This is a genomic window from Bradyrhizobium sp. BLXBL-01, assembly GCF_051853025.1.
In the GTDB taxonomy this organism is placed as follows: Bacteria; Pseudomonadota; Alphaproteobacteria; order Rhizobiales; family Xanthobacteraceae; genus Bradyrhizobium.
In genome coordinates this window covers 2,557,366-2,581,262 of the sequence record NZ_CP182471.1, presented here as the reverse complement: position 1 = coordinate 2,581,262, position 23,897 = coordinate 2,557,366, and the positions used below count along the sequence as shown (strand labels likewise).

Below are 23,897 nucleotides of genomic sequence, written 5' to 3'. Positions count from 1 at the left end.
TCGATGGTAGGCTCTGCCGCACCAGGACCGGCGTTTGGTAGATTCCTCATCAGTGCCCCCGCAGCTGTCTTGTCCGCTTTCGCGGCACATATGACCCGGCTTGCGTTGATGACCGCTGCCGTGTGATATTTGAAATCGATAGATGAGATAGGGGGTATAATCCTGATGAATATCAGGGGGCATGATATGCCGCTGCTCGTGTCGCTCACGGTGATGCTCGATGAGCGGAACATCACCCGTGCGGCAGCGCGGCTCGGCATCAGTCAACCGGCACTCTCCGCCCAGCTGGCGAGGTTGCGCGATCTATTCGAGGATCAGCTGCTGACGCCTGCCGCATCGGGGAAAGGCATGGTTCTCACCCCGCGGGCAAACGAGCTCAGAGAGCCCCTGCGACTCGCGCTTCAGAATGTGCAAGACGTTATCGGCACACCGTCTGGTTTCGACCCGAAGACATCGGATCGCACTTTCACGATCGGCGCGAACGACAACGCAACCGCCATTGTCGGATCGCGGCTGGTCTCATTCTCGCGGCGGGACGGCTTGTCGGGCATCCGGTTCGCTTTCCGGTCGATCGATTTGACGAAATTGGCCGGCCAGCTCGAGGCGGGAGATCTGGATGTCGCACTGGTTTCCAAAAATGCAGCACCAAACGGAATGCCGTCCCAGCCGCTGCTCGAAGAACGATTCATGATGGCCCAGCGCAAGGATCATCCGCGCGGGTCGCGACGGCCCACGATGAAGGAGTATTCGCGCCTGGAGCATGTCATCGTTTCGGGAGAAGGCGGCGGCTTTCGCGGCTTCATCGACGATGTCCTGGCGAAGGACGGGTTGACGCGCCGCGTCGCTGTGTCGGTTCAGCACTACAGCGTCGTGCCGCTATTGCTGCAGTCGACCGACCTCGTCTGCACTCTTCCGCAGCGCTTTCTCAGCCGCTACCAGGACGTCTTGCAATCTCTGCCCCTGCCCTTCGATACGAGGCCCTTTACGCTGCACGCCACTTGGCACGCCAGATTCGACAACGATCGCGGCCATCAATGGCTTCGGCAGCAACTCAAGGATTGCGCCACCTGACAACGAGAACTGAACACGCGAAGTCCGAGAGGATCACCGCCGTCTCTTCACCCCCTCCCATCACCGTCAGGCGGACGCGCGCCGCCTTCGGATGCTACACTTTCTTCTCATCAAGCAGCTTGGCCACACGACGCAAACCAAGCAGATAACCCTGAGTGCCGAACCCTGCGATGACCCCATCGGCTCGTTTAGAGACGAACGAGTGGTGGCGGAATTCCTCGCGCTTGTGCACGTTGGAAATGTGCACCTCGATCACTGTCCCCTCGAACGTATTCAAGGCATCCAGGATGGCGACCGACGTATGGGTGAACGCCGCCGGATTCATCACGATACCGGCAGCCGTCTCGCGCGCCTCGTGGATCCAGTCGATCAGCTCGTACTCCCTGTTGGATTGATGGAAGCGAAGCTCCAGGCCAAGCTCCCCGGCCAGCGTTCGGCAATCGCGCTCCACGTCCGCAAGCGTCTCGTGACCGTAGATGTGGGGCTGGCGCTTGCCGAGCAGGTTCAGATTTGGCCCGTTCAGGACGTAGACAAGGCGACTCATGAGATAACTCCGTTCAATGATGGGCAAGGATCTCGCCGAGGAACTGCTTGGTGCGGGCATGCTGAGGATTGCGGAAGAAGGCGTCGGGCGCGCCTTCCTCGATGATCTGACCTTCGGCCATGAAGATGACGCGATCGGCAACCTGGCGGGCGAAGCCCATCTCGTGGGTGACGCAGATCATGGTCATGCCATCATTGGCCAGGCCTATCATCGTATCGAGCACCTCCTTGACCATCTCAGGGTCGAGCGCCGAGGTCGGCTCGTCAAACAGCATCACCTTCGGCTGCATGCAGAGCGCCCGCGCGATCGCGACGCGCTGTTGCTGACCGCCGGAAAGCTGAGCCGGATATTTCTCGGCCTGGTCACCGATGCGCACGCGCTCGAGGTATTTTCGCGCGGTCGCCTCCGCCTCGGTCTTGCTGATCCGGCGCGCGCGGATGGGCGCGAGCATACAGTTCTGCAACACCGTCATATGCGGAAAAAGGTTGAAGCTCTGAAAGACCATGCCGACGTCCTGACGTACGACATCGATGGCCTTGATGCTATCGTCCAGCCGATGGCCGTTCACCACGATGCTGCCCTGCTGAATCGGCTCCAGGCGGTTGATGCAGCGGATCAGCGTCGATTTGCCCGAGCCGGACGGGCCGCAAAGCACGATCTTTTCACCTCTGCGCACGGTGAGATCGACGTCGCGGAGAGCTTGGTACCCGCCGTACCACTTCTGGACGCCCTTCATTTCAATCAGGATCTGGTCCTGCATGCTGGTCTCCGCCGTTGGGCGGCGGCCGACGCGGATCGCGTCGGCCGCCGCAGTGCCTATTGGACGGTGAAGGGAACGCCGGGGACAGAGTCCGGAAAGACCGGGACCGGGACCTTCATCCATTTGGCGTAGAAAGAGGCCAACTTGCCGTTCGACTTGATCTGGTCGATGAACTTGTTGGCCGTCTCGTTCCATTCCTTGTCGCCCAGGCGGGTGCAAGCGCCGTTGTAAAGCGCGGTGAAGTGAAGCTTGGGTTCGAAGCCGAGTTCCGGCTTTGCGGCGTTGAGGCGCTGCGGATAAAACAGGTTCGCGCCGACTGCCTGGACCTGGCCGGAGAGCAGTGCCTGGATGGTGGCGGCATCATCGTCGAACCTGCGGATCTCGGTCCCGGACGGCGCGTTGTTGGTCACCTGAGTATCCTGCGTGGACGACCTGGGTACGCCGATGACGAACTTCCTCATGTCGGCATTGCTATTGATCGGCGTTGCCTGGGCGGCGACCAGCGTGATCTCGTTGGCGACGTAGGGCTTGGAATACTGCACCGCCTTCGCGCGCTCGGGCAGCATGGCCATGGTTGCGAAGAGGATGTCGACGCGGCCCGTGGTCAGCGCCGGAATACGATTGGCCACCGCCAGCGGGACGAACTCGGCTTTCACGCCGAGATATTCAGCGAAGGCACGCCCCATGTCGGCATCGATGCCATCCTGCTTTCCCGAGCTATCCACATAGCCCCACGGTGGATTGTCGCCCTGAATGCCGATGACGACGACGCCCTTCTTCTTCACGTCTTCCAGAGTGCCCGCCTGCGATTCGCCTGCGACAGCGATGGCCCCCAGAGTCAAAAGCGCAACGCCGAGCCGGCGACGATTGAGTGAAAACAACATGAAATTCCTCCTCCTTGTAATGGCTGTATTGATTGAGCAGGTGCGCCATTCCTACCTTTGACTGGCCAGGGCGAGCCTGGCTTCCATCCGGCTGCCCCACCACGAGAGTGGCCAGCAGAGGATGAAATACATTGCGCCGACCACGCCGAAGACGAGCAACGGCTGGAAGGTCTGGTTCGATACGATTTGGCCGGCGCGAGCGAGTTCGATGAAGCCGACGATGGCAGCGAGCGAGGTGCCCTTGATGAGCTGCACGAGATAGCCGATGGTCGCCGGCAGCGAGATGCGGATCGCCTGCGGAAGCACGATGTCGCGCATGCGCGACGAATAGTGCAGACCAAGCGCCATCGCTGCCTCGGTCTGGCCACGCGGCACGGCCTGGATCGCTCCGCGCCAGATCTCGCCGAGGAAGGCGGAGGCATTTACGGTAAAACCGATCGCCACCGCGACGAACGCGTCGAGCTTCAAGCCGGTCAGCGCCAATCCGTAATACACGACGAAGAGCTGCAGCAGCAGCGGCGTGCCCTGGAATATCCCGATATAGATGCGGGTAATCCACTCCACGCCCCTGTGGCCGCAGGTGCGCAGCAAAGCGATAGCGAGCCCCGCCGTGCAGCCACCCACGAACGCGACCAGCGTCAGCAGCACGGTCCATTGCAGACCACGCAGCAGGAAGCCGAACTCGGGAAGACCAAAATGCGGTGTCATGATCGCCTCCCTCAGCGTGTCGGATATGAGAAGAAGCGGTGAGAGATGATCGCAAAGCCCAGCATCAACAGCCAGGAGATCGCGAGGTAGAGGAAGGTGACGGAGAAGTAGACCTCGAAGCTGCGGAACGTGTCGCTTTCGATGCGCTGCGCAACCGACGTCAATTCGTAGGCCGATACCGCCGAACAGATCGACGAGGTCAGCGTCAGCATGATGAATTGACCCGTAAGCGAGGGGTAGATCGCGCGAAGCGCGGGCTTGAGCACGATGAACCGGAACACCTGCCCTTTGTGCAGTCCGAGCGCGTAGCCAGCCTCGACCTGTCCCTGATGGATGGATTGCACCCCGCCGCGGATGATCTCGATGGCGTACGCGCCACCATTGACGCCGAGCGCGATGATGGCGGTGACTGTCGGATTGAGCTTCAATCCGACGAGCGGCAGGGCAAAGAACAGAAAGAAGATCTGCACCAGAAACGGCGTATTGCGCACGATCTCGACGAAGCCGATTACGAGAGCACGCAACCAGACCGCCTTCGAATCGCGTGCCGCGACGCCGGCGACACCGATCAACATCGCGAGTGTCATGCCGGCAAGCGCCAGGCCAAGCGTACCCACGCACCCCCACAGCAGCGCGGGCATGGCATGCCAAACCACCGAGAAATCGAGCGTATAGCCCATCTTGCGTTTCCTCTCGGGCGTTGTACGTGCCGCTCGCCCATCGGCCGGGTGTCACCCTCCCAGGGATGCAAAGGTCGCGAAGAAGACGTCCGGATCAGGTGAGATGCCCGTGAACAGGCGGAATGCTTCGGTGCCCTGGAAGATCGCCATGCCACCGCCGTCGACGGTGCGGCAGCCGAGGGCGCGCGCCGCGCGCAGCAATGCGGTTTCCAGCGGGAAATAGACGATCTCAGCGACCCATAGATCGGGACGCAGCAGGGAAGTCGGCAGCGGCGTGCCCGGATATTTGTCCATGCCGATCGGCGTCGCGTTGACAATTCCGTCTGCGGCAGCCACGGCCGCTGCAACATCCTGGCCGGCCCGCAAGCGCCCTTCTGCAAATCGAGGGGACAAGCTGTCGACCAGGCTCTGCGCCTTGGCCACGTCGACGTCGACAATGGTCAATTCCCGCACGCCGAGCTTCATCAGCGCGAAAGCGACCGCTGCGCCCGCACCGCCCGCGCCAAATTGGACGACGCGGCCGAGCGGCGCACCTTGCATGTTGCGGCGAAAGTTCTCCGCGAAGCCGAACCAATCGGTGTTGTGGCCGCTCATTCGACCGTCCCTGATGACCACGGTGTTCACGGCACCAAGAGCCTCGGCGTCCGGCGCAAGCTCGTCCAGGAGCGGGAGAATCGCCTGCTTGCAGGGATGGGTCACGTTCAGCCCGTCAAAGCCCATCCACTTTGCCGCCGTGAGCAATTCCGGCAGCGCTTCTGCACCGAGTTTCAGCTCCGTCAGGTCGATCTTCTTGTAGAGATAGCGGATGCCCGCGGCATCAGCGGCCGCTTCGTGCATCGGCGGGGTGCGGGACGCCGCGATGCCGCTGCCGATCAGGCCGACGAGGAAGCTGGATTTCGGATGCATGCTCGGCATCGCCGGTCAGCTCAGGGGGACGGTCAGTTCGGCGATGACCTGAGCCGTGCTCGGCCTGACGCCGCGCCACCAGGCAAAAGCTTCGGCCGCCTGCTCCACCAGCATGCCGACGCCGTCGGCCAGCCTGGCGACACCTTCGGCGCGGGCCGCTTGCAGAAACGGAGTCAGTCCTTTGCCATAGGCGAGTTCGTACGCCAGCTCCGCACCGCGGAAGACGTTGCCTGGAAGCGGCGGCATTTCACCGCGCAGGCTGGCCGATGTCGCGTTGATCACGACGTCATAGCCTTCGGCAAGGTCGGCCAGTTCGGCATAGCCGCTGACGATCAGGGGACCACAGCCGGCAAACTCTTCGGCCAATGCCACCGCTTTCGACAGCGTTCGGTTGACCAGAACCAGCTCGGACGGCTCCTGGCGCAGGAACGGCAGCAACGCGCCGCGCGCCGCTCCTCCGGCGCCGAGCATCAGGACGCGGCGGCCGGCGAGTGCGAGCCCGAGATTGACAGTGATGTCACGCACGAGGCCGATCCCGTCGAAATTCTCAGCAATGATCCGATCACCGACGAACTTCAGGCAGTTTGCGGCGCCAGCTCGCTCGGCGCTTTCCGAGAGCTCGTTGGCGTATTCGAAGGCATCGAGCTTGAACGGAGCGGTGATGTTCAGCCCCTTGGCGCCCTCTGTCCGGAATTGATCAACCCGTTCGGTGAAGCCGTCGAGCGGTGCCTCGATCGCCTCATAGACAAGGTCCTGTCTGGTCATCTTGGCGAACGTGCCATGGATGAGGGGTGATTTGCTGAAGCCGATCGGATTGCCGATCACCGCATAACGATCGCTCATGGCTCACTCCTGCACCGCGGCTTCGTTGTAGAGGACACCGTCGCGCACCATCGCCTCGACGAGCTCGGCCGACAGACCCAGCGACTCTGCAATGCGACGATTGTCCTGGCCGAGCAGTGGTGCCGGCGTGCGCACCGTGGTGTCGCAATCGGAGAACCGGAACGGCAGGTTCGGCAACGTCACCTTGCCGAGGACAGGATGCTCCTGCTCGACCAGCATGCCGCGCGCGTGGATCTGCGGATCCTTCACGACCTCTTCGATGGTCTGTACGGGAGCCGACGGCACACCAGCTTCGTCGAGGGCCGCGAGGCAGGCATCCCGGGACGGCTGTGACAGCGTCCAATTGCGCACGATGTCCATCGCTTCGGCATAATGGGCGTTCCGCGCGGCAGGCGTGGTGAAGCGTTGGTCGGATGACAAGCTGCTTCCCCCAATCAGAGTCGCCAAGCGTCGCCACGCATCGTCGACTTGCGCCGCGATGACGAGATTGCCGTCCCTGGCCGGAAAGACGCCGTAGACGGTCGAGTCCGGCTGTCCGCTGCCGGTCTGCTTCGGCAGGTCGGCACCGCCGGAGAGGAAATAGCGCTGCACCGCATAGTCGTGCATCGAGACCATGCAGTCGTACAGTGCGAGATCGATATGCTGGCCGCGTCCGGACGACACGCGGCCAACCAGCGCGGCATTGATGGCAGCCACACCGTGAATGCCGGTATACATGTCGGCCAGCGGCATCCGCAGCAGCGGCGGCGCTTCACCGAGGGAGCCCAGTTGTGCCAGGGCGCCCGACATTGCCTCCGCGATCAGGCCGAAGCCCGGACGGTCGGCATAGGGACCGGTGTGGCCATAGGCGGAAACCGAGCAATAGATCAGACCGGGATTCCGCGCCGACAGCGCCTTGTAACCGAGCCCGAGGCGCTCGAGTGCGCCGGGGCGGTAATTCTCGATGAATACATCTGCCGTGTCGATGAGCATCATCATCATGTCGAGACCGCGCTTGTCGCGCAGATCGATGCACAATCCCTGCTTCCCCATGTTCTGCTGCAGGAAATAGCCGGATTGTCCGTCCTTGAAATAGCCGTGGGCGCGGCCCGCATCGCCTGCCTTCGGACGCTCCACCTTGATGACTTCCGCGCCCATCGCGGCGAGGCAGCGGCCCATGAACGGGCCTGCCAGGAAATGGCTGTAGTCGATGACGCGGATGCCTTTGAGAGGCAGATCTTGCGCGGTCATGCCTGCTCTCCTGCGGCCTTGGCCTTAGAGCGCATCGGAATCATCAGCCGATGCTCACCGAGCTGCACCACCTCCCCGCGCTGATTGATCAACTCCGAGGGAAGCACCACAATGCCCCACCCTTCCCGCTTGGTTGTTCGCATTGAACCGACGCGAAACTTGACGTGGACGGTGTCGCCGAGCTTGATCGGCAGCTTGAAATCCCATGTCCAGCCCAGCGACATTCCCGGAAGGAAGCGGTAGTCGGCACGGGTCTTCAAACCGTCGGCCAGCGACAGACCAAACAGCCCGTGCGCGACGCGCGCACCGAATGGTGTGGTTTTGGCGTATTCCTCGTCGACGTGGACCGGCGTGAAATCACCCGTCAGCTCGGCATAGGCATTCACCATCGCCTCGGTGACCGTCACCGAGGGTGTGACGCATTCGTCACCGACCTTGGCATCGTCCCAATAGCGCTCGACGGTCATATCGTGTCTTCCTTAGGCTCGTGGATTGATCGCAAGGGCCGCTTCCACGGCGCCTGCGCTGGCTTGCAAGATCTCGATGTTCAGGCCGCCCGGCAGTTCGAGCCAGTTTGGCCCGGCGGGCAACGCCTTGGCGCCCCACGCGGCAGCACGGGCGAGCACGCCTTCGTAATCGTCGACCATGATGCCGAGGTGGGCGAGGCGCCCCTCCGGTCCGACGAAATTGGGCTCTTCGATGAGCTGCACGCTTCCGAGCACCCAGACCTGACGCGGCCGGGCACCATCGGCGGGTTGCTCGTCTCGGATAGTGAGACCAAGCACCTCACGAAAGAAGTCGACGTGACGATCAACGTCGGGCACGCGGATCGCGACATGTTCGACATAGGCCCGCGGTAGCGACATCGCCTCAGGCCTTTCCTGGATAATCGCTGCGGGCGTATTCAAGCCCCTTGACCAATGCGACGAGGGTGGAATTGACGGGGGTCGGCACGTTGAGCTTGGCGCCCCAGCGCACGACCGAGCCGTGGATGTAGTCGACCTCGGTCAGATTGCCGGACTGCAAGCTCTGCAACATCGACGTCTTGAATTCGGGCGGCAGTCCAGCGGACGCCATCGTCCAGGCACGGCGCGGATCGGCAATCGAGATCTTCACGCCGGCAGCTTGCGCGACCGCGATGCCCTCCGAGATTGCGGCCAGCGCGCAATCTTCCAGGATCGGCAGCGAATAGAGACCGCCATAGGTGAGACCGGTCACGGCGGTGATTCCTCCTCCGGCGACGTTGATGAACAACTTGTCCCACATCGTGCCCATGATGTTGTCGCTGAGCAGCGTGAGAATGCCGGCACGATTGAAGGTCTCGGAAATCCGCTGTGCGCGTTCCGTCAAGCGTCCATCAAGCTCGCCGATGATGGTTTCCTTGCCGACGACCCCGGAGCGAACATGACCGGGGCCGAGCAGCACGCCGCCAACATAGGTCTTGCCTGCGATCACGCGGTCACGACCGACTTCCTCCGAAAGGATGTCCTCGTGGCCAAGACCGTTCTGGAGCGACATCACAACCGTCTGCGGCCCGATGATCGGCGCGGCCGATCGGATCGCATCCCGCGTGTGGTAGGATTTGACGAGGACGACGACGAGGTCCGCCACGATGCCGACCTGGGTCGCCGAGGTACAGGCGGAGACCTTCACGACGGTCTCGGCGTCACCTTCGAGCATCCGCAGACCGCTGGCGTTGATCGCGTCGACATGGGCCTGAAACGGATCGATCAGCCAAACTTCGGCACCACCGCGCGCCAGCGCGCCACCGATGGTCGAGCCCAAGGCTCCCGCTCCGATAAAGCAGATCCTCATCCGAACGCTTCTCCCTCGCCCATTTTGGCGTTGGAAGCGTGCTAGCAAGCCGCTTGATATTTGGATATGCTATGATCCTTATAACCATTATTGCGAAACGCAATGAAGCACCTGGACCTCTCCGAGGCGAACCTTTTGGAGCCGCGCCTGCTCAGGCTGTTTGACGCCCTGTTCACCACCGGCAGCGTCACCAAAGCAGCCGAGAAGCTCGGCCAAAGTCAGCCGACCATTTCGATCTGGCTCGCGCGCCTGCGGAAAGAATTGGACGATCCGCTCTTCATCCGGTCTGCGGAGGGAATGCTGCCGACGCCGCGCGCCGAGGCTCTCATCGGCACGGCCAGACAGGCGCTGGAGATGCTGCGGCGTCTGGCGGAGCTTCGCACCGAGTTTGATCCGGCGACTGCAAAGCGCCGCTTCGTCATCTGCATGACGGATGCGAGCCACATCACGCTGCTTCCCGCCATACTCGCCCACGTTCGCCGTGCTGCGCCCGGCATCCGCATCGAGGCAGCGCAGATCGGCAGCGATACGCCACGAATGCTGCAGTCCGGCGAGGCCGATCTGGCGCTCGGTTACATCTCGGATCTCGACGCCGGACACTTCCAACAAGCACTGTTTCCGCAGGATTGGGTCTGCCTGGCAAACGCAGGACATGCCCGAATCCGCGACCGCATCTCGATGAAGGATTTCAGGCGTGAGGCGCACGTCCTCATTCGCTCCGGCACCGGACATCAATTGCTCGCGGACGCGCTAAAGCAGCAGCAGATGATCCTCGATGTTGCGCTGGAGCTCCCCGGCTTTCTGGGGTTACCCGCAATCGTCGGAACGACCGACCTGATCGCCACCCTGCCAAGGCACATCGGCGAAACGTTGGCCCACTATTACGGACTGCGCGTGCTCGATTGCCCGCTGGCGATCGCCGGCTTTACGGTCAAGCAATATTGGCACGCCCGCTTCCATCACGACCCGGCGAGCCAGTGGTTGCGTGATTTATGCGGGGAGCTGTTTCAACAGCAGGACGTGCGGGGCCTGCATCGTTCCGGTCGGCCACGGAAACGAAGGCCGCGCGAGGTGCAGCCGTAAGCCGCGCCTTCGTGACCGGTCCCATTTCCCCGGATTGCCCGGATCTCGTGAGAGCGATGCTGCAAGCCTCTGCTCTACGATTTCAAATCGTACTGACCCGCCATCTCCTCGCAGGTCAGAAACGAGATACCGGGTAGATCTCGTAGCCAAGACAAGAGCCTGTCCCGCAAGATCCCGTTCAGCCCGAGGCGCGCTCCGCCGTCGCCCCGGCGAAATCCAGGACGGGCGCGGCCGCGAGCAGCGCCTTGGTGTAGTCATGCCGGGGGCGATCGAACACGTCGTCGCGCGAGCCCTGCTCGACGATCTTGCCGCCCTGCATCACCACGACACGGTCGGCGACCTGCTCGACCGCGGCGAGATCATGGCTGATGAACAGGCAGGCAAAACCGTATTGCGCCTGCAGCCGGTCGAACAGCTTGAGCACCTGCGCCTGGATGGTCATGTCGAGCGCCGATACCGGCTCGTCGGCCACGACGAAGGCCGGCTCGCGCACGATGGCGCGCGCAATCGCAATGCGCTGCCGCTGACCGCCGGACAGTTCGTGCGGCCAGCGCGCAGCCAAACCGGCAAGCCCGACCTCCTCCAGCATCGTCTCGACGCGCCTGTCGCGTTCATCCGACGTCAATTTCGGCACGTGGCGCAATGGTTCGGCGACGATCTCGCCGACGCGCATGCGTGGATCGAGCGAGGAATAGGGATCCTGGAACACGAGCTGCGAAGCCAGGCGGAAGTCGCGATCGACGGTCGCGGTCACGTCCCTGCCCCGGAACCTGATCTCACCGCCGGAGGTCGGGATCAGCCGCAGCATGGCGCGGCCGAGCGTGGTCTTGCCCGAACCGCTGCCGCCGACGACGGCGACGGTCTCGCCCATGGCGATGTCGAGATCGACGCCATTGACGGCGGAGACGCCGGTATCGCGACCGAACAGCCGCTGCCGCCCGGCAAAGCCGACCTTGAGCCCGCGCACGCTGACGAGAGGCTCGCCGCCCTGTCGCGCCTTCGTCGTGGCGCCGCGACGCGGCAGGGCCTCGACAAGACGCTTGGTATAAGCTTCGCGCGGCGAGAACAGGATCTGCTGAGTCGTGCCTGTTTCGACCATCTTGCCCTGGCGCAGCACCAGCGCGCGCTGCGCGTAGCGCGACACGAGGCCGAGATTGTGGGTGATCAGCATCACCGAGGTGCCGTGGTCGCGGGCGAGCCCGACCATGAGGTCGAGCACCTCGCGCTGCGTCAGCGTATCCAGCGCCGTGGTCGGTTCGTCCGCAATCAGCAGCTTCGGTTTCAGCAGCATCACCGATGCCAGCATGATGCGCTGGCGCATGCCGCCGGAGAATTCGTGCGGATAGGCGTCGAAGGTCCGTTCGGGATCGCGAATCTGCACGCGCGCCAGCATGTCGAGGCAGCGGCGCTTGATCTCTCGCCGGCTGAGCCGCTCGTGCAGGCCGAGGCCTTCGGCCATCTGCGCGCCGACGCTGATGGCGGGATTGAGCGAGACCATCGGCTCCTGGAACACCATGCCGACAACAGGGCCGCGCAGCGTCCGCATCTGGCGCGCAGAGACATTCGCAAGGTCGATGCCGTCGAGCACGATGCGGCCGCCGGCCGTGCACAGCCCTGGCGGCAACAGGCCGAGCACGGCGCGCGCCGCCGCCGTCTTGCCGCTGCCGGATTCGCCGACGACGGCGAGGAACTCGCCACGCTCGACGGCAAAGGACAAATCCTCGACGATCGCCCCCTTGCTCGCGGAGGCCTCAATGCGCAGATTCTCGACCGACAGCAGCGTCATCCGTGCGCCATCCTGGGGTCGAGGCGATCACGCAGAGAATCGCCAAGCAGGTTGATGCCGAGCAGCGTCAGCGCAATGCAGAGGCCCGGCGCGATCGAGAGCCAGGCCGCGGTCTCCATGAACGGACGGCTCGATGCCAGCATGTTGCCCCAGGTCGGCGCCGGCGGCGGCACGCCGAGACCGAGGAAGCTCAGCGCGCTCTCGGCGAGCAGCACCCAGCCGAACATGCTGGTCGCGAGCACCGCAACCGGCGCGATCGCGTTCGGCATCACGTGGCGGAACATCGAATAGGCTTCAGAATTGCCGATGACGCGCGAGGCCTCGACATATTCTTTCTCGCGGATCGACAGCACGGTGCCGCGCACGACGCGGACCACCGAGGGGATGTAGGCTAGCCCAAGCGCCAGGATCAGGCCGGCCTTGTTGGCGCCGACCACGATCATCACCGCCAGTGCCAGCAATATGCCGGGGAACGCCAGAAGCGCGTCGTTGACCGCCATGATGATGCGATCGACCCAGCCGCGGATGTAACCGGCCGCACAGCCGATCACCATGCCGGCGGTCACCGCAAGCAGCACCGTGATCAGGGCAATCACGACACTCGCGCCGGCCCCGACCATGATGCGGCTGAGCACGTCGCGGCCGAACTCGTCCGTCCCGAACCAATGCAGTGACGACGGCGCCTGCAGGCGCGCGCGCAGATTGATGCGGAGCGGGTCGAACGGCGTCCAGAATGCAGCCGTGAGCGCCGCACCGAGCAGGAGCGCGATCAAGCTACCGCCGATCGCGGTGTTGGCGCGCATCCTCATGCCACCGTCACCCTCGGATCGAACAGCGGATAGCAGAGATCGACCACCAGATTGACCACGACATAGATCACCGCCGTGAACAGGAGGCAGCCCTGCACCACGGGATAGTCGCGGGCGAAGATGGAATCGACCAGGAGCCGGCCGAGACCGGGCAGCGTGAACACTGTCTCGATCACGGCGATGCCGCCCAGCAAATGTCCGAGCACGAGGCCGATCAGGGTCCAGGTCGGCGCAAACGCATTGGGCAGCACGTGGCGGGCAAGGACGCGCCATTCCGGCACGCCCTTTGCGCGTGCGTGGGTGACATATTCGAGCCTGAGCACCTCGATCGAGGCAGCGCGCGCCATGCGCGTGAGCACGCCGATCTCCACCATGGTCAGCGTCGCAATCGGCAGCACGATGAAGGTCATCGCCTGCCAGAAATTCTCCGCGAACGGCACATAGCCGATTACCGGCAGCCATTTCAGCTTGAGGCCGAACAGCAGCAGCAGCAGCAGGCCGAGCCAGAAGCTCGGGATCGACAGCAGCAGCGTGGCGCCGCCGACCACGGAGAGATCGAGCAGGCTGTTCTGCTTCCAGGCGGCGACGAGGCCGGCCGGAACGGCGATGCAGGCGGCCGCCGCGACCGCCACCAGCACGATGACGGCACTGACCTGGAAGCGATCGAGGATCAGCGGCAGTACCGCAAGGTTGTTGGTGATGGAGTGGCCGAAATCGCCGGACGCAAGCCTGGCGACCCAGTGCATGAACTGAACCGGGATCGGCTGGTCGAGCCCCAGCTCGGCGCGGAGCTGCGCCGCCTGCGCGGGATCGGCGGCATCGCCCAGCATCACCTGAACGGGATCGCCGGGAATGAGCCGGACCAGCGCGAAGACCGCGACGGCGACCAGCAGCAGCGTCGGGATCGTCATGGCCAGCCGTCTTGCGAGGTAACTCAACATCCCGACGCCCTATTCGACCGTGACGCCCCAGAAGCGCGGCTGCGGATAGAGCCAGCCGGCATAGTCCTTGATGCCCTTGCGCAGCGCCGTCAGCTCGGCGCCGTTGAACAGCACGATCATCGGCACATCGGCGATGAAGCGCCTGTGCATCTCGTCGAACAGCGCCTGCCGCTTCGCCGCGTCGTCGATCATCATCGACTGGCGCAGCATCTCCTGGCCCTCCGGATTGTCCCAGACCTTGCGCGGCTGCGCGGCCTTCGGCCCGGTCAGCATCTCGAAGCTCAAGGACGGATCGAGCCGCGCCGAATAGACGAAAGCCATCGACTGGTAGTCGCCGCGATTGTAGCGGTCGAGCTGCGCCGCCCAGTCCATCACCTCGAGCTCGATATTGATCCCGACCGTCTGCGCCATCGCCTGCACCAGCACAGAGGAATCGAACACGAAGCTGTAGCGCTTGTTGGTGATCATCTTGATCGGCTGGCCGCGGTAGCCCGCTTCCGCCAGCAGCTTCTTGGCTTCCGCGATATTCTGCGTGTAGCCGTGCGACTGCGCCTCGCTGTAGAACGGGCTGCCGAGCGGCAAAGCGGAATTGTTCGCCCGCGCGGTGCCCATCATCACGGCGTCGACGATCTGGGCGGTATCGATGGAAAGCGCGATGGCGCGGCGGATCCGCACGTCCTTCAGCAGCGGGTCCTTGGTCTGGAACAGGATGCCGGTGAGGCCGAGCGCGGGCGTGATGCTGAGCTGCACGTCGGAGCGCGATTTAAGCTCCTCCAGATCGGGAATCGACAGGCTCATGATGACGTCGAGCGAGCCGCTGAGCAGCCCAGCCTTCGCCGCAGAGCTGTCCGGGATCACGTTGAAGCGCACGCGGTCGACCTTGACGTCCTTGGCGCCAGTGTAGCCGGTGCGCGGCTCGCTGCGCGAGACATATCCGTCGAATTTAACGACATCGACATATTGTCCGCGCTTCCATTCGCCGAGCTTGAACGGGCCGGTGCCGACAGGGGCGATCCACTTGCCGTCCGCCCCGACGGAATCGCGGTGGATGATGGCGGTCTGGCCGCAATCGGGCCGCGCCAGCGTCGGGAGGAACAGTGCCGTCGGCTGATCCAGCGTGATGGCGACGGTGAGCGGATCGGGCGCCTCGATCTTCTCGATGCGCGCAATGCCTGTCGCGCTGAACTCGGAGAGGCAGCGCCATTGCGTCGCCGGGTCGAGCCAGCGCTTCAGCGACCAGACCACGTCGTCCGCCGTCACGGAGGCGCCGTTGTGGAACTTGACGCCCTGGCGCAGGCGGAACGTGTAGGTCCTGCCTTCGTTCGAAACGGTCCAGCTGTCGGCCAGCATCGGGCCGATCGCCGTGTCGTCACGGAAAGCGACAAGGCCCTCCACCACATGCGCGATCACGCCGTCGGTGTTGGCATCGCGATTGGTGCCGGGATCGGTGGAGCGGATGTCGGCGTTGAGCCGCGTCCGCAGCAATGTTTCGGCGCCGGCCCTTGCCGGCATGGCCAGCAAGACCAGCGCGGCCAGACCGACCGCCCATGCCGGCGATGGCTGACGCCGCCGCATCACGCAGCCCCCGCGGCGGCAGACCGCTCGAACGCGGCCCGCCCGATCTCGTCGATCTCGAGCCGATACTCGGTGAACTCGCGGTTGAGCGCCGGCAGCGGCGCCGCCTGCATCAATCCACTCGCCGGCTCCATCAGGATCATCGCCACGGTGGCGCTGAGATTGTTGCTGAGATTGCGGCGCGGCGGGCGGCAGACCGACCAGGGATAGGCGAACTCGTCGAAGAGGGCGTTCTTGACGGTGTCGAAGGTGATGCTGCCGATGTGCGGCTGGAGCAGATCGCGGACGCGAATGTCGCGGTACAGGCTGTCAGGCGTATTGAAGATGCCGGTGTCCTTGAGCTTGCTGAGCGCGACTGGGCTGAGGAAGTTGTTGGCGTGGACCAAAAGGCCATTCTGCGGATGCACCTGGAAGGTCTCGTCGGGCGCGCACTCGAAATCGATCGCCACGCCCTCGCGATGGCTGACGATCATGTTGTTGGCGGCCGACTTCTTCGTGCAATAGACCGCACGCATCGCCAGCGCGAGATGCTCGTTCTCCAGCACCTTGCGGCGGATCAGCGCCAAGGGCACGCCGGCCTGGCGATAGTCGCGGTCGCTTTCCAGATAGTTCGCGGTGATCGCGATGCCGACGGAATTGAAGCCGCAGCGGCCAAGCGCGCCGGCTTCAGTGAAGGTCATGAGGTCAGGCCCGTCGTCGCGCCGCACCTTCAGCACCACCGCCGTCTCCGCGCATTCGCGCTTCCAGTCCCAGTTCTGGGCGTGGATCAGGCGGCCGCTGGCGGCGGCCTGCGGCATCACGACGACGCCGGTGCAGCCATCGGGATCTTCCGGCGTCTTCAGGCGCGCGCGGATCGCAGGGTTTGCAAGCTTGATGATTTCGGTACGGGCGTTGAGCAGGACGACGTCTTCGAACGGAACGTCGGCGCCCTCGGCGATGCCGCGCATCTCCTCGATATAGCTCGGATCAAAACCCTGGATGACCGGCAGATATTCGCGCACCAGCTCGGCAATTCCCTTGGAGTCGAGCGAGAGCTCCTTCAGCTGCGCGAAGTAGTGCGTCGTCCCCTTCTTGATGCGGGCCGCCGCCTTCTGCCCGTACTGACGGCCACGCTCGCGCGGAGGACCGGAGATTTCGATCAGCGGAAAGGGTTCGACCATGGGACGCCAAATTCCTTCTTGAAGTTCCTTTTGCTTTCTCATGAAGGCTAATGTATTTTGTGATGACATGAAACAAAAATCTTTGACCGCGAAATCCGCCGTGGAAAAGGCGGCGCCGAGCCGGCTCCAGCGCGAACTATCGGCCGGGATCATGGACCTGATCCGGAGCGAAGGGCTCGCGCCCGGCACGCGCCTAGCCGAAGTCGCGCTTGCCGAGCGCCTGCAGGTCTCGCGCACGCCTGTGCGCGCCGCGCTGAAGCTGCTCGCGCGGCGCAAGCTCGTGCATGCAGGCGCCAGCCGCGGCTATTTCGTCGCCGAGGCCGCCCCCGCCGCGCACAAGACCCCGCCAAAGCCCAGCCCCGACGATACCGACCGGCTGTTCCTCGCCATCGCGCGCGATCGCCGCGCCGGCCGGCTGCCGGAGGACGTTTCCGAGCGCGACCTCATGCAGCGCTATGACGCGACACGGCCGATCGTGCAGCGCGTACTCAGCAAGCTTGCGGAGGTGGCCGCAGTCCAGCGCAAGCCGGGCCATGGCTGGCGCTTCCAGCCGACGCTCGCCGATACGCAGGCGCGCGACGAGAGCTATCGCTATCGCCTCCTGATCGAGCCGGCCGGCCTGCTCGAGCCGGGCTTCAAGCTCGATCCGGCCTGGGCCGCCGAGATGCGCCGCCGTCATCAGAAGATGCTGGCGATGCCATGGAGCGACACCGCCAGCATCGCGCTCTACGAGATGAACGCGGCCTTCCACGAAGGCCTCGCCGCCGCATCGGGCAACCGCTATCTGCTGGTCGCGGTTCAACAGCAGAACCGGCTACGGCGCTTCGGCAACTACGACTGGACCTTCGGCCACGAGCGCGTGATCGTGAACTGCCGCGAGCATCTCGCCATCCTCGACCAGCTCGAAGCCGGCCAGAACGAGGCCGCAGCTGCGCTCCTGCGCCGGCATCTCGAAGGCGCAGCAAAGCTCAAGCGCAGCCCGGCCAATTCCAACACGCCATCCAAAGCCTCCTGACCTTTGCAAGAGTTGCCATGAACATGAATGCCTTCTCCTCCAACAGCCCCCTCACCCGCGAGGCCATGGAGCCGTTCTGGCTGCCGATGACGCCGAACCGCCAGTTCAAGTCGAAGCCGCGCATCTTCGTCGGCGCCGAGGGCATGCACTACATCACCGACGACAACAGGCGCATTCTCGACGGCATGGCGGGGCTGTGGTGCGTGAACGCAGGACATGCGCAAAGGCGCATCGTCGAAGCGATCCAGGCGCAGGCGGCCAAGCTCGACTTCGTCTCCTCGTTCCAGATGAGCCATCCGGCCGCCTTCGAGCTCGCCCGCCGCATCGCCGAGATCGCGCCCGCCGGGCTCGACCACGTCTTCTTCACCAATTCCGGCTCGGAATCGGTCGACACCGCGCTGAAGATCGCACGCGGCTATCACCGCGCCCGCGGTGAAGCCAGCCGCATCCGCTTCATCTCGCGCGCAAAAGCCTATCACGGCATGGGTTGGGGCGGCCTGTCGGTCAGCGGCATCGTCCGCCACCGCAGGGATTTCGGCCCGCTGCTGCCCGAGGTCGATCACCTCCCGCACACGCATAGTCCCGAGCACGCGGCGTTCTCGCGCGGGCAGCCGCAATGGGGCGCGCATCTCGCTGACGAGCTGTCAAAGCTGCTGCAGGTGCACGATCCCTCGACCGTCGCCGCCGTCATCGTCGAGCCCGTGACCGGCTCCGGCGGCGTGCTGCCGCCACCGGTCGGCTATCTCGAGCGGCTGCGCCAGATCTGCGATCAGAACGGCATTCTCCTGATCTTCGACGAGGTGATCACGGGCTTCGGCCGCCTGGGCGCAGCGTTTGGCGCCAACGCCTTCGGCGTGACGCCCGACCTCATCACCTGCGCCAAGGGCATGACCAATGCCGCCGTGCCGATGGGGGGCGTCATCGTCAGCGGCAAGGTCTATGACGCGCTGATGCAGGGGCCGGACAACGCGATCGAGCTGTTCCACGGCTACACCTATTCGGCCCATCCGCTGGCCTGCGCGGCCGGTCTTGCCGCGCTCGACGTGTATCAGGATCTCGGCCTGTTCGAGCGGGCGCGCCGCCTCGCGCCGGTGTGGGAGAACCATGCGCACGGCTTGCGCGAGCTCCCCCATGTCGTCGACATCCGCAACATCGGGCTCCTGGCCGCGATCGACCTGAAGCCGCGCGAGGGTGCGCCGGGCGCGCGCGGCAGCGAATGCGCCAATCGCTGCTATGAGGATGGCATCCTGATCCGCGGCAGCGGTGATACGCTGCTGATCTCGCCGCCTCTGATCATCGCCGAGGAACAGATCGCCGATATCTTTGCTGCCATTGGCCGCGCATTGAACAGCATCAGCTGACGGCCGCCGTCCTGCATGAGGACGCGCTACCCATGGCGTAGCCGATCGGCTTCTGGTTGTCGTCGAGATAGGAGAAGGGGATCGAGGAGTCGCGGAAGCCGAGCGTGATTGCGCCGGTCTCCTTGACGTCCTTCAGCGTTCCCGTGAGTTCCTATGCCATCGCCGGCCCGGCGGACAACGCGCCAGCAAGCAGACAGAAGCTGATCCGACGGTGTTTCACGAAATTCCCCCTCTTTTGGTGATTGACTAACGATACTTCAGCGACTCGATCTCGAAGGCCTGGCAGGCGATTTGACCCGTACTTTCGCAACCTGCTCCGCTCGCCCGCCTGCGGCATGGGCCGCATTATTCCTGCACAATTCGGACCAAAAGAGATTTAGCGAGCGCTGGCTATTCGTCCGGTCCTTGAAAGCGACTAATGATAGCGGCAACGCCCATTTGTTGCCCCCGATGGCCGCCAGTCCCTTGCGGCCATGCGCCGCGGCGGTGCCTTCCGTAAGCCAGGCGACGCCGCGGCCGGCCAGCGCCATCTCGCACAGCACATCGGACATGTCGCTTTCGATCACCCGCTGGCCGGCGATCGGGGCATTCTCCAGGATGAGATCGACCAGGCGCGCGAAATAGACACCGGGCGAATACATCAGCAGCGGCACCGGATGCGACGCCTTGCCCGGCAGCGATATGCCTCCCTTGCCGGCCAGCGCCTCGCTGACATAGGGCCGCAAATATTCGGTGCCGAGGCTCACGCGCTCGTAGCGGTCCGGATCGAGATGGATCGGCTGCTGGGCGTGGTGATAGCAGATCATCAGGTCCGCGTTGCCCGACACCAACGAGGTGACGAGATCGTGGATGTTGCCGACCACGACCGAACAGCTCATGCGCCGCTCGGCGGACCAGGCCTGCCACCACTGCGGCAGCTGCGCCGTCGCCATGGCGAACGGCAGTGCGATCCTGATGTGCTCATGCGAGCGCAGCGGCTTGCCGCCAAGCTCGTCGCGGCTATCGAGCATTTGCCGCAGCAATTCGCCGGCATGCTCGCGAAAGCGCTCGCCTTGCGGCGTCAATTGCGTCGGATAGACGCTGCGATCGATCAGATCGAAGCCGAGCCAGGCCTCCAGCGACTTGATGCGGCGGCTGAACGCCGCCTGCGACGTGTTCCGCCGCTCGGCCGCTCGGGTGAAGTTGCCGGTCTCGGCCACCATCAGAAAATCCTGCAGCCAGCGCAGTTCCATCACGCGACCTGTCTTGATGCGGGACGCTGCGGCAGATCCCCCGCGATACCCTGCTCCCGACGGCGCGGGACGGCGCGCCTCGACCGGCATTGCTTGCTGCCACGGCATTGGTTGCCCCATGGCGCGCAACCTAGCGAAGCGGCATATGGCCTGACCAATGCAAGCCTTGCATCAGGGCCTTCCGACGCCGATCCCCGCCCAATTCGCTTCACATCCCGGCCTTTCATGCGCCGATCCGCATTCGCCCGATAACGCCCCGACTGCTCCCAGCGTGCTACGGCGGCGCCAATCATGCAAGTTTTGCATGATGCAGACATGGCATCGCCGGCGGCGATCAGGCCGCCCTAGATTGGCGGCCGCAACGCCACTCCTCGTCCCGATCGGCGCTCTTGCCGCATCGGGCGACAGCCCAGAATGAGTCCTGCCATGAAAATCTGTGTCCTCGGCGCCGGCGTCATCGGACTGACGACGGCATGGTGCCTCAGCGAGGCCGGGCATGACGTGATCATCGTCGACCGCCATGCCGAGACCGGCGCCGATGCCAGCGCCGCCAACGGCGGCCAGCTGTCCTATGCCTTCGTGACCCCGCTGGCATCGCCTGCGACACTGTTGAAGCTGCCCTCGCTGCTGATCGCCAGAGGCTCGCCGATGCGTATTCGCCCCGGCCTCGATCCGCAGCTGATATCCTGGGGCGTGCGCTTCCTGCTCGCCTGCCGCTCGGCCGCCGTGCGCGACACCGTTGCCGCGCAGCTCGCGCTTGCCGCCATCAGCCGGGACGAATTGACACGCCTGTCGCAGACGCTCGATCTCGCGTTTGGATTGCGAACCGCCGGCAAGCTGGTGCTGTTCCGATCGCCCAGCGAATTCGACGCCGCGCGAAGCGCCGTCACCGGCGAGGCCGGCGCTGATCATGCGCAGCAGGTGCTCACGCCGGCCGAGTGCCTCGCACTGGAGCCCGCGCTCAAGCTCGGAGCACGCGAACTCGCCGGCGGCATTTTCACCGCCTCCGAACAGGTCGGCAATTGCGCCGCGTTCTGCGCCGCGCTTGCCGACCGGCTGACGCAGCGAAACAATGTCGAGTGGCTGCTCGACACGCCTGTGACCGGACCGGTCCGGTCCGGCGGCCATCTCGTTGGCGTGGACACCGCCAAGGGGCGCGTGCAAGCCGACCGCTTCGTTCTCTGCATGGGAGCATCCTCGAGCGCCTTTGCAAGAGCTTGCGGATTCTACCTGCCGATCTACCCGGTCAAGGGCTACAGCATCACGCTGCAGCCCGCGCGCGACGCCAGCGCGCTTCGCCACAGCGTCACCGACTTCGAACGCAAGCTGGTGTTCGCGCCGCTCGCGCGCGACCAAGGCACGGCGATCCGGGTTGCCGGGATCGCCGATCTCGACGGCAAAGATGCAAGCCTCGATCCGGGCCGTCTCGACATCCTGCGCCGCGCGGCGGCGGAAATGCTGGGGATGGCGACTGGCGGCGACGTCGAGCCATGGTGCGGGCTACGCCCCATGACGCCCGATAGCCGGCCGATCATCGGGTGGTCGCCGCTCTCCGGGCTGTTCATCAATTCGGGCCACGGCATGCTCGGCTCGACCCTGGCCTGCGGCAGCGCCCGCCTCACCGCTGACCTGATCGACGGCAAGCCGGCGGCGATCGAAGCCGGCGCGTTTGCGGTGCGGCGCGCGGCGTGAAGGTTCTGTCAGATACGTTTTTCCTTTGTCGCCGAGATCCCAGAACAGGTCCGCCATGAGCGCAAGGGTCGGCTGTTGGCGAGGAAGAACTTCTTGAGTGCCCGGCAGACGCTCCTCCGATGCAAATTTTGCATTGGCTGGCCGGGAGAACGCGAACTAGCCTGCTGCGCGCATGACGGAGACTTTTCAGATGAAATGCCTGCCTGCCCTTCTTGCCGCCATTTGCTTTGGTCTCGTCCCGACTGCCGCTGCGTTCGCTGCCGACACGGCCGATCTCCTCATCAGCGGAGGGACGATCTACACCGGCGCCGACGAGGCGCCGTTCGTCGGCGACGTCGCGGTGAGCGGCGACAAGATCGTCTATGTCGGCCCGCATGCCGGCGCGCCGGCGGCAAAGGCCAGCATCGACGCACAGGGCATGATCGTCGCGCCCGGGTTCATCGACGTCCACACCCATCCCGAAAGCTATATCCGCTCGGGCGATGCGGCCAAGCGGCTAAATGCGCCATGGCTGACGCAGGGCGTTTCGACCATCTTCATCGGCGTCGACGGCAGGGGTACGCCCAACGTCGCGGCCGATCAGGCCGAGCTCGAGGCGCAAAAGGTCGGCACCAACATCGTCAGCTATGTCGGCTTCGGTGCGGTCCGCGAGGCGGTGCTGGGCCATGATGCCCGCGCGCCTTCGCCTGATGAACTGGAACGCATGAAGGCGCTGGTTGCCAAAGCGATGTGCGAGGGCGCCATCGGCCTTTCCGCCGGGCTGTTCTACGCGCCGCAGAGTTTTGCCAGGACCGAGGAAGTGGTGGCGGTGGCGAAGGAAGCCGCGCGCCGCGGCGGCATCTACGACACCCATCAGCGCGACGAGAGCTCGTATTCCATTGGTCTGATGAACTCCGCGAAGGAGGTGCTCCAGATTGGCCGTGAGGCGGAGATGCCGGTGCATTTTGCGCATCTGAAGGCGCTCGGCGTCGACCTGCAGGGCCAGGTGCCGGAGGTGATCGGCCTGATCGAGGCGGCGCGCGCGGCGGGCCAGAAGGTGACGGCGGATCAATATCCGTGGCTGGCGTCGAGCACGAGCCTCGATGCGGCGCTGGTGCCGCGCTGGGCGGTCGATGGCGGCTATGCGGCGATGATCAAACGCTTCGACGATGCGGCACAGATGGCGAAAATCCGCGGCGAGATGATCGAGAATTTGCGCCGCCGCGGCGGCGCAGACTCGATCCTGCTGACCAGCGTCGATCGGGAATGGACGGGAAAGCGGCTGTCGGAAATGTCCGAGGCGTGGAAGGTCGAGCCGGTCGACGCCGCGGTGCGCATCCTGCGCGCCAACCCGCGCGACTCGATCGCTTCCTTCAACATGATCGACAGCGATGTCGACCTCGTGATGAAGCAGCCGTGGGTCGTCACCGGCTCCGACGGCACCGACGGCCATCCCCGGCAATTCGCCACCTTTCCGCGTAAATACGCCGTCTACGTCAGGGAGCGCCAGGTCATCGATTTGAAGACGTTCATCCGTCAGTCCACCGGGCTGTCGGCCGACATCTTCAAGCTCGACCGCCGCGGCTATCTGCGGCCGGACTATTTCGCCGATGTCGTGGTGTTCGACCCGGCCCGCTACGCGCCGAAGGCGGATTATGTGCGCCCGCGCGAGCTAACCGTCGGTGTGCAGACGCTGTTGGTCAACGGCGCGCCCGCGATCCAGGACGGCCAACTGACGACGGCGGCCAGCGGCCGCGCGCTCAAGCGCAAGCCGGCGCCGGGGACTTGTCCTTAGAGACCGCCTGAGGGCCTTTCAAATGACG

General features: G+C 64.5%; 23 protein-coding genes and 1 pseudogene. 6 read left to right on the top strand and 18 right to left on the bottom strand.

The genetic code is table 11. The features are described from left to right. Positions 1-186 precede the first annotated feature (186 nt). Positions 187-1,071 carry a LysR family transcriptional regulator gene (locus ACNJYA_RS11585; RefSeq protein WP_246570750.1) on the top strand — a complete coding sequence of 295 codons (885 nt, stop codon included), beginning with the start codon at positions 187-189 and terminating at the stop codon, positions 1,069-1,071. A gap of 94 nt (positions 1,072-1,165) precedes the next feature. Here ACNJYA_RS11585 and aroQ read toward each other — a convergent pair whose 3' ends face one another. From aroQ to ACNJYA_RS11530, 11 genes are read right to left on the bottom strand one after another with little or no spacing between them, the layout of a single operon-like run. Continuing rightward, on the bottom strand, positions 1,166-1,615 hold the full coding sequence (gene aroQ, locus ACNJYA_RS11580; protein WP_212255226.1) for a type II 3-dehydroquinate dehydratase: 450 nt from the start codon (positions 1,613-1,615) through the stop codon (positions 1,166-1,168). A 13-nt stretch (positions 1,616-1,628) separates the two neighbouring features. Further along, complete coding sequence (locus tag ACNJYA_RS11575; RefSeq protein WP_246570748.1) at positions 1,629-2,375, bottom strand: amino acid ABC transporter ATP-binding protein; 747 nt, start codon at positions 2,373-2,375, stop codon at positions 1,629-1,631. 56 nt (positions 2,376-2,431) lie between these two features. Then, complete coding sequence (locus ACNJYA_RS11570) at positions 2,432-3,259, bottom strand: transporter substrate-binding domain-containing protein (RefSeq protein WP_439402931.1); 828 nt, start codon at positions 3,257-3,259, stop codon at positions 2,432-2,434. A 51-nt stretch (positions 3,260-3,310) separates the two neighbouring features. Further along, positions 3,311-3,967: an amino acid ABC transporter permease gene (locus tag ACNJYA_RS11565; RefSeq protein ID WP_271506113.1), complete on the bottom strand. Its 657-nt coding sequence runs from the start codon at positions 3,965-3,967 to the stop codon at positions 3,311-3,313. 11 nt (positions 3,968-3,978) lie between these two features. Next, complete coding sequence (locus ACNJYA_RS11560) at positions 3,979-4,647, bottom strand: amino acid ABC transporter permease (protein WP_212255224.1); 669 nt, start codon at positions 4,645-4,647, stop codon at positions 3,979-3,981. A gap of 51 nt (positions 4,648-4,698) precedes the next feature. Further along, positions 4,699-5,553 (bottom strand): shikimate dehydrogenase, encoded by an 855-nt coding sequence (locus ACNJYA_RS11555; protein WP_212255223.1) that lies wholly within the window; start codon positions 5,551-5,553, stop codon positions 4,699-4,701. Between the two features lie 15 nt (positions 5,554-5,568). After that, entirely contained in the window at positions 5,569-6,396 is an 828-nt protein-coding gene (gene aroE, locus ACNJYA_RS11550) for a shikimate dehydrogenase (RefSeq protein ID WP_439366427.1), read from the bottom strand. Between the two features lie 3 nt (positions 6,397-6,399). Continuing rightward, the gene (locus tag ACNJYA_RS11545; RefSeq protein WP_439366426.1) at positions 6,400-7,626 is read right to left on the bottom strand and encodes a CaiB/BaiF CoA transferase family protein; all 1,227 of its coding nucleotides are present in this window, start codon (positions 7,624-7,626) and stop codon (positions 6,400-6,402) included. Beyond that, the gene (locus tag ACNJYA_RS11540; RefSeq protein WP_439366425.1) at positions 7,623-8,093 is read right to left on the bottom strand and encodes a MaoC family dehydratase; all 471 of its coding nucleotides are present in this window, start codon (positions 8,091-8,093) and stop codon (positions 7,623-7,625) included. Before ACNJYA_RS11540 ends, ACNJYA_RS11545 begins: the two co-directional genes overlap by 4 nt. Positions 8,094-8,105: 12 nt before the next feature. After that, a complete protein-coding gene (locus tag ACNJYA_RS11535; RefSeq protein WP_439367466.1) occupies positions 8,106-8,492 on the bottom strand; it encodes a VOC family protein in 387 nt (128 codons plus the stop codon). A gap of 4 nt (positions 8,493-8,496) precedes the next feature. Then, positions 8,497-9,441, bottom strand: a complete 945-nt coding sequence (locus tag ACNJYA_RS11530; protein WP_439366424.1) for a ketopantoate reductase family protein — start codon at positions 9,439-9,441, stop codon at positions 8,497-8,499. 102 nt (positions 9,442-9,543) lie between these two features. Here ACNJYA_RS11530 and ACNJYA_RS11525 point away from each other — a divergent pair, with 102 nt between their 5' ends. Further along, a complete protein-coding gene (locus ACNJYA_RS11525; protein ID WP_439366423.1) occupies positions 9,544-10,524 on the top strand; it encodes a LysR family transcriptional regulator in 981 nt (326 codons plus the stop codon). A gap of 178 nt (positions 10,525-10,702) precedes the next feature. On the opposite strand, the gene ACNJYA_RS11520 is transcribed toward ACNJYA_RS11525, so the two are convergent. Genes ACNJYA_RS11520 through ACNJYA_RS11500 form a run of 5 tightly spaced genes read right to left on the bottom strand, consistent with a single transcriptional unit; the run spans position 10,703 to position 16,795 of the window. Continuing rightward, the gene (locus ACNJYA_RS11520; RefSeq protein ID WP_439366422.1) at positions 10,703-12,310 is read right to left on the bottom strand and encodes an ABC transporter ATP-binding protein; all 1,608 of its coding nucleotides are present in this window, start codon (positions 12,308-12,310) and stop codon (positions 10,703-10,705) included. Further along, a complete protein-coding gene (locus tag ACNJYA_RS11515; protein WP_439366421.1) occupies positions 12,307-13,119 on the bottom strand; it encodes an ABC transporter permease in 813 nt (270 codons plus the stop codon). The genes ACNJYA_RS11520 and ACNJYA_RS11515 overlap by 4 nt, the downstream gene beginning before the upstream one ends. Beyond that, on the bottom strand, positions 13,116-14,060 hold the full coding sequence (locus ACNJYA_RS11510) for an ABC transporter permease (protein ID WP_439402930.1): 945 nt from the start codon (positions 14,058-14,060) through the stop codon (positions 13,116-13,118). The genes ACNJYA_RS11515 and ACNJYA_RS11510 overlap by 4 nt, the downstream gene beginning before the upstream one ends. 9 nt (positions 14,061-14,069) lie before the next feature. Next, positions 14,070-15,635 (bottom strand): ABC transporter substrate-binding protein, encoded by a 1,566-nt coding sequence (locus ACNJYA_RS11505; RefSeq protein ID WP_246570744.1) that lies wholly within the window; start codon positions 15,633-15,635, stop codon positions 14,070-14,072. Further along, positions 15,635-16,795: a C45 family autoproteolytic acyltransferase/hydolase gene (locus tag ACNJYA_RS11500; protein WP_212255212.1), complete on the bottom strand. Its 1,161-nt coding sequence runs from the start codon at positions 16,793-16,795 to the stop codon at positions 15,635-15,637. The genes ACNJYA_RS11505 and ACNJYA_RS11500 overlap by 1 nt, the downstream gene beginning before the upstream one ends. Before the next feature lie 67 nt (positions 16,796-16,862). On the opposite strand from ACNJYA_RS11500, the gene ACNJYA_RS11495 reads away from it, so the two are divergent. Both ACNJYA_RS11495 and ACNJYA_RS11490 read left to right on the top strand, forming a co-directional pair. Further along, positions 16,863-17,810, top strand: a complete 948-nt coding sequence (locus tag ACNJYA_RS11495; protein ID WP_439402929.1) for a GntR family transcriptional regulator — start codon at positions 16,863-16,865, stop codon at positions 17,808-17,810. 17 nt (positions 17,811-17,827) lie between these two features. After that, entirely contained in the window at positions 17,828-19,171 is a 1,344-nt protein-coding gene (locus ACNJYA_RS11490; protein WP_439402927.1) for an aspartate aminotransferase family protein, read from the top strand. Between the two features lie 31 nt (positions 19,172-19,202). Here the strand turns inward: ACNJYA_RS11490 and ACNJYA_RS11485 are convergent. Both ACNJYA_RS11485 and ACNJYA_RS11480 read right to left on the bottom strand, forming a co-directional pair. After that, a pseudogene (locus tag ACNJYA_RS11485) lies at positions 19,203-19,331 on the bottom strand (amino acid ABC transporter substrate-binding protein); the annotation flags it as partial. 97 nt (positions 19,332-19,428) lie between these two features. Beyond that, on the bottom strand, positions 19,429-20,511 hold the full coding sequence (locus tag ACNJYA_RS11480) for a LysR family transcriptional regulator (RefSeq protein ID WP_439402926.1): 1,083 nt from the start codon (positions 20,509-20,511) through the stop codon (positions 19,429-19,431). 318 nt (positions 20,512-20,829) lie between these two features. Between ACNJYA_RS11480 and ACNJYA_RS11475 the strand changes: the two genes are divergently transcribed. Further along, the gene (locus ACNJYA_RS11475) at positions 20,830-22,095 is read left to right on the top strand and encodes a D-amino acid dehydrogenase (protein WP_439402925.1); all 1,266 of its coding nucleotides are present in this window, start codon (positions 20,830-20,832) and stop codon (positions 22,093-22,095) included. 190 nt (positions 22,096-22,285) lie between these two features. Further along, positions 22,286-23,869 carry an N-acyl-D-amino-acid deacylase family protein gene (locus ACNJYA_RS11470; RefSeq protein WP_439402924.1) on the top strand — a complete coding sequence of 528 codons (1,584 nt, stop codon included), beginning with the start codon at positions 22,286-22,288 and terminating at the stop codon, positions 23,867-23,869. Positions 23,870-23,897: the final 28 nt, after the last annotated feature.

Bases quoted from the DNA above. Each gene is read 5' to 3' on its own strand.
- ACNJYA_RS11585 (WP_246570750.1), top strand. From the start codon at position 187: ATGCCGCTGCTCGTGTCGCTCACGGTGATGCTCGATGAGCGGAACATC.
- aroQ (WP_212255226.1), bottom strand. From the start codon at position 1,615: ATGAGTCGCCTTGTCTACGTCCTGAACGGGCCAAATCTGAACCTGCTC.
- ACNJYA_RS11575 (WP_246570748.1), bottom strand. From the start codon at position 2,375: ATGCAGGACCAGATCCTGATTGAAATGAAGGGCGTCCAGAAGTGGTAC.
- ACNJYA_RS11570 (WP_439402931.1), bottom strand. From the start codon at position 3,259: ATGTTGTTTTCACTCAATCGTCGCCGGCTCGGCGTTGCGCTTTTGACT.
- ACNJYA_RS11565 (WP_271506113.1), bottom strand. From the start codon at position 3,967: ATGACACCGCATTTTGGTCTTCCCGAGTTCGGCTTCCTGCTGCGTGGT.
- ACNJYA_RS11560 (WP_212255224.1), bottom strand. From the start codon at position 4,647: ATGGGCTATACGCTCGATTTCTCGGTGGTTTGGCATGCCATGCCCGCG.
- ACNJYA_RS11555 (WP_212255223.1), bottom strand. From the start codon at position 5,553: ATGCATCCGAAATCCAGCTTCCTCGTCGGCCTGATCGGCAGCGGCATC.
- aroE (WP_439366427.1), bottom strand. From the start codon at position 6,396: ATGAGCGATCGTTATGCGGTGATCGGCAATCCGATCGGCTTCAGCAAA.
- ACNJYA_RS11545 (WP_439366426.1), bottom strand. From the start codon at position 7,626: ATGACCGCGCAAGATCTGCCTCTCAAAGGCATCCGCGTCATCGACTAC.
- ACNJYA_RS11540 (WP_439366425.1), bottom strand. From the start codon at position 8,093: ATGACCGTCGAGCGCTATTGGGACGATGCCAAGGTCGGTGACGAATGC.
- ACNJYA_RS11535 (WP_439367466.1), bottom strand. From the start codon at position 8,492: ATGTCGCTACCGCGGGCCTATGTCGAACATGTCGCGATCCGCGTGCCC.
- ACNJYA_RS11530 (WP_439366424.1), bottom strand. From the start codon at position 9,441: ATGAGGATCTGCTTTATCGGAGCGGGAGCCTTGGGCTCGACCATCGGT.
- ACNJYA_RS11525 (WP_439366423.1), top strand. From the start codon at position 9,544: ATGAAGCACCTGGACCTCTCCGAGGCGAACCTTTTGGAGCCGCGCCTG.
- ACNJYA_RS11520 (WP_439366422.1), bottom strand. From the start codon at position 12,310: ATGACGCTGCTGTCGGTCGAGAATCTGCGCATTGAGGCCTCCGCGAGC.
- ACNJYA_RS11515 (WP_439366421.1), bottom strand. From the start codon at position 13,119: ATGAGGATGCGCGCCAACACCGCGATCGGCGGTAGCTTGATCGCGCTC.
- ACNJYA_RS11510 (WP_439402930.1), bottom strand. From the start codon at position 14,060: ATGTTGAGTTACCTCGCAAGACGGCTGGCCATGACGATCCCGACGCTG.
- ACNJYA_RS11505 (WP_246570744.1), bottom strand. From the start codon at position 15,635: ATGCGGCGGCGTCAGCCATCGCCGGCATGGGCGGTCGGTCTGGCCGCG.
- ACNJYA_RS11500 (WP_212255212.1), bottom strand. From the start codon at position 16,795: ATGGTCGAACCCTTTCCGCTGATCGAAATCTCCGGTCCTCCGCGCGAG.
- ACNJYA_RS11495 (WP_439402929.1), top strand. From the start codon at position 16,863: ATGAAACAAAAATCTTTGACCGCGAAATCCGCCGTGGAAAAGGCGGCG.
- ACNJYA_RS11490 (WP_439402927.1), top strand. From the start codon at position 17,828: ATGAACATGAATGCCTTCTCCTCCAACAGCCCCCTCACCCGCGAGGCC.
- ACNJYA_RS11480 (WP_439402926.1), bottom strand. From the start codon at position 20,511: ATGCCGTGGCAGCAAGCAATGCCGGTCGAGGCGCGCCGTCCCGCGCCG.
- ACNJYA_RS11475 (WP_439402925.1), top strand. From the start codon at position 20,830: ATGAAAATCTGTGTCCTCGGCGCCGGCGTCATCGGACTGACGACGGCA.
- ACNJYA_RS11470 (WP_439402924.1), top strand. From the start codon at position 22,286: ATGAAATGCCTGCCTGCCCTTCTTGCCGCCATTTGCTTTGGTCTCGTC.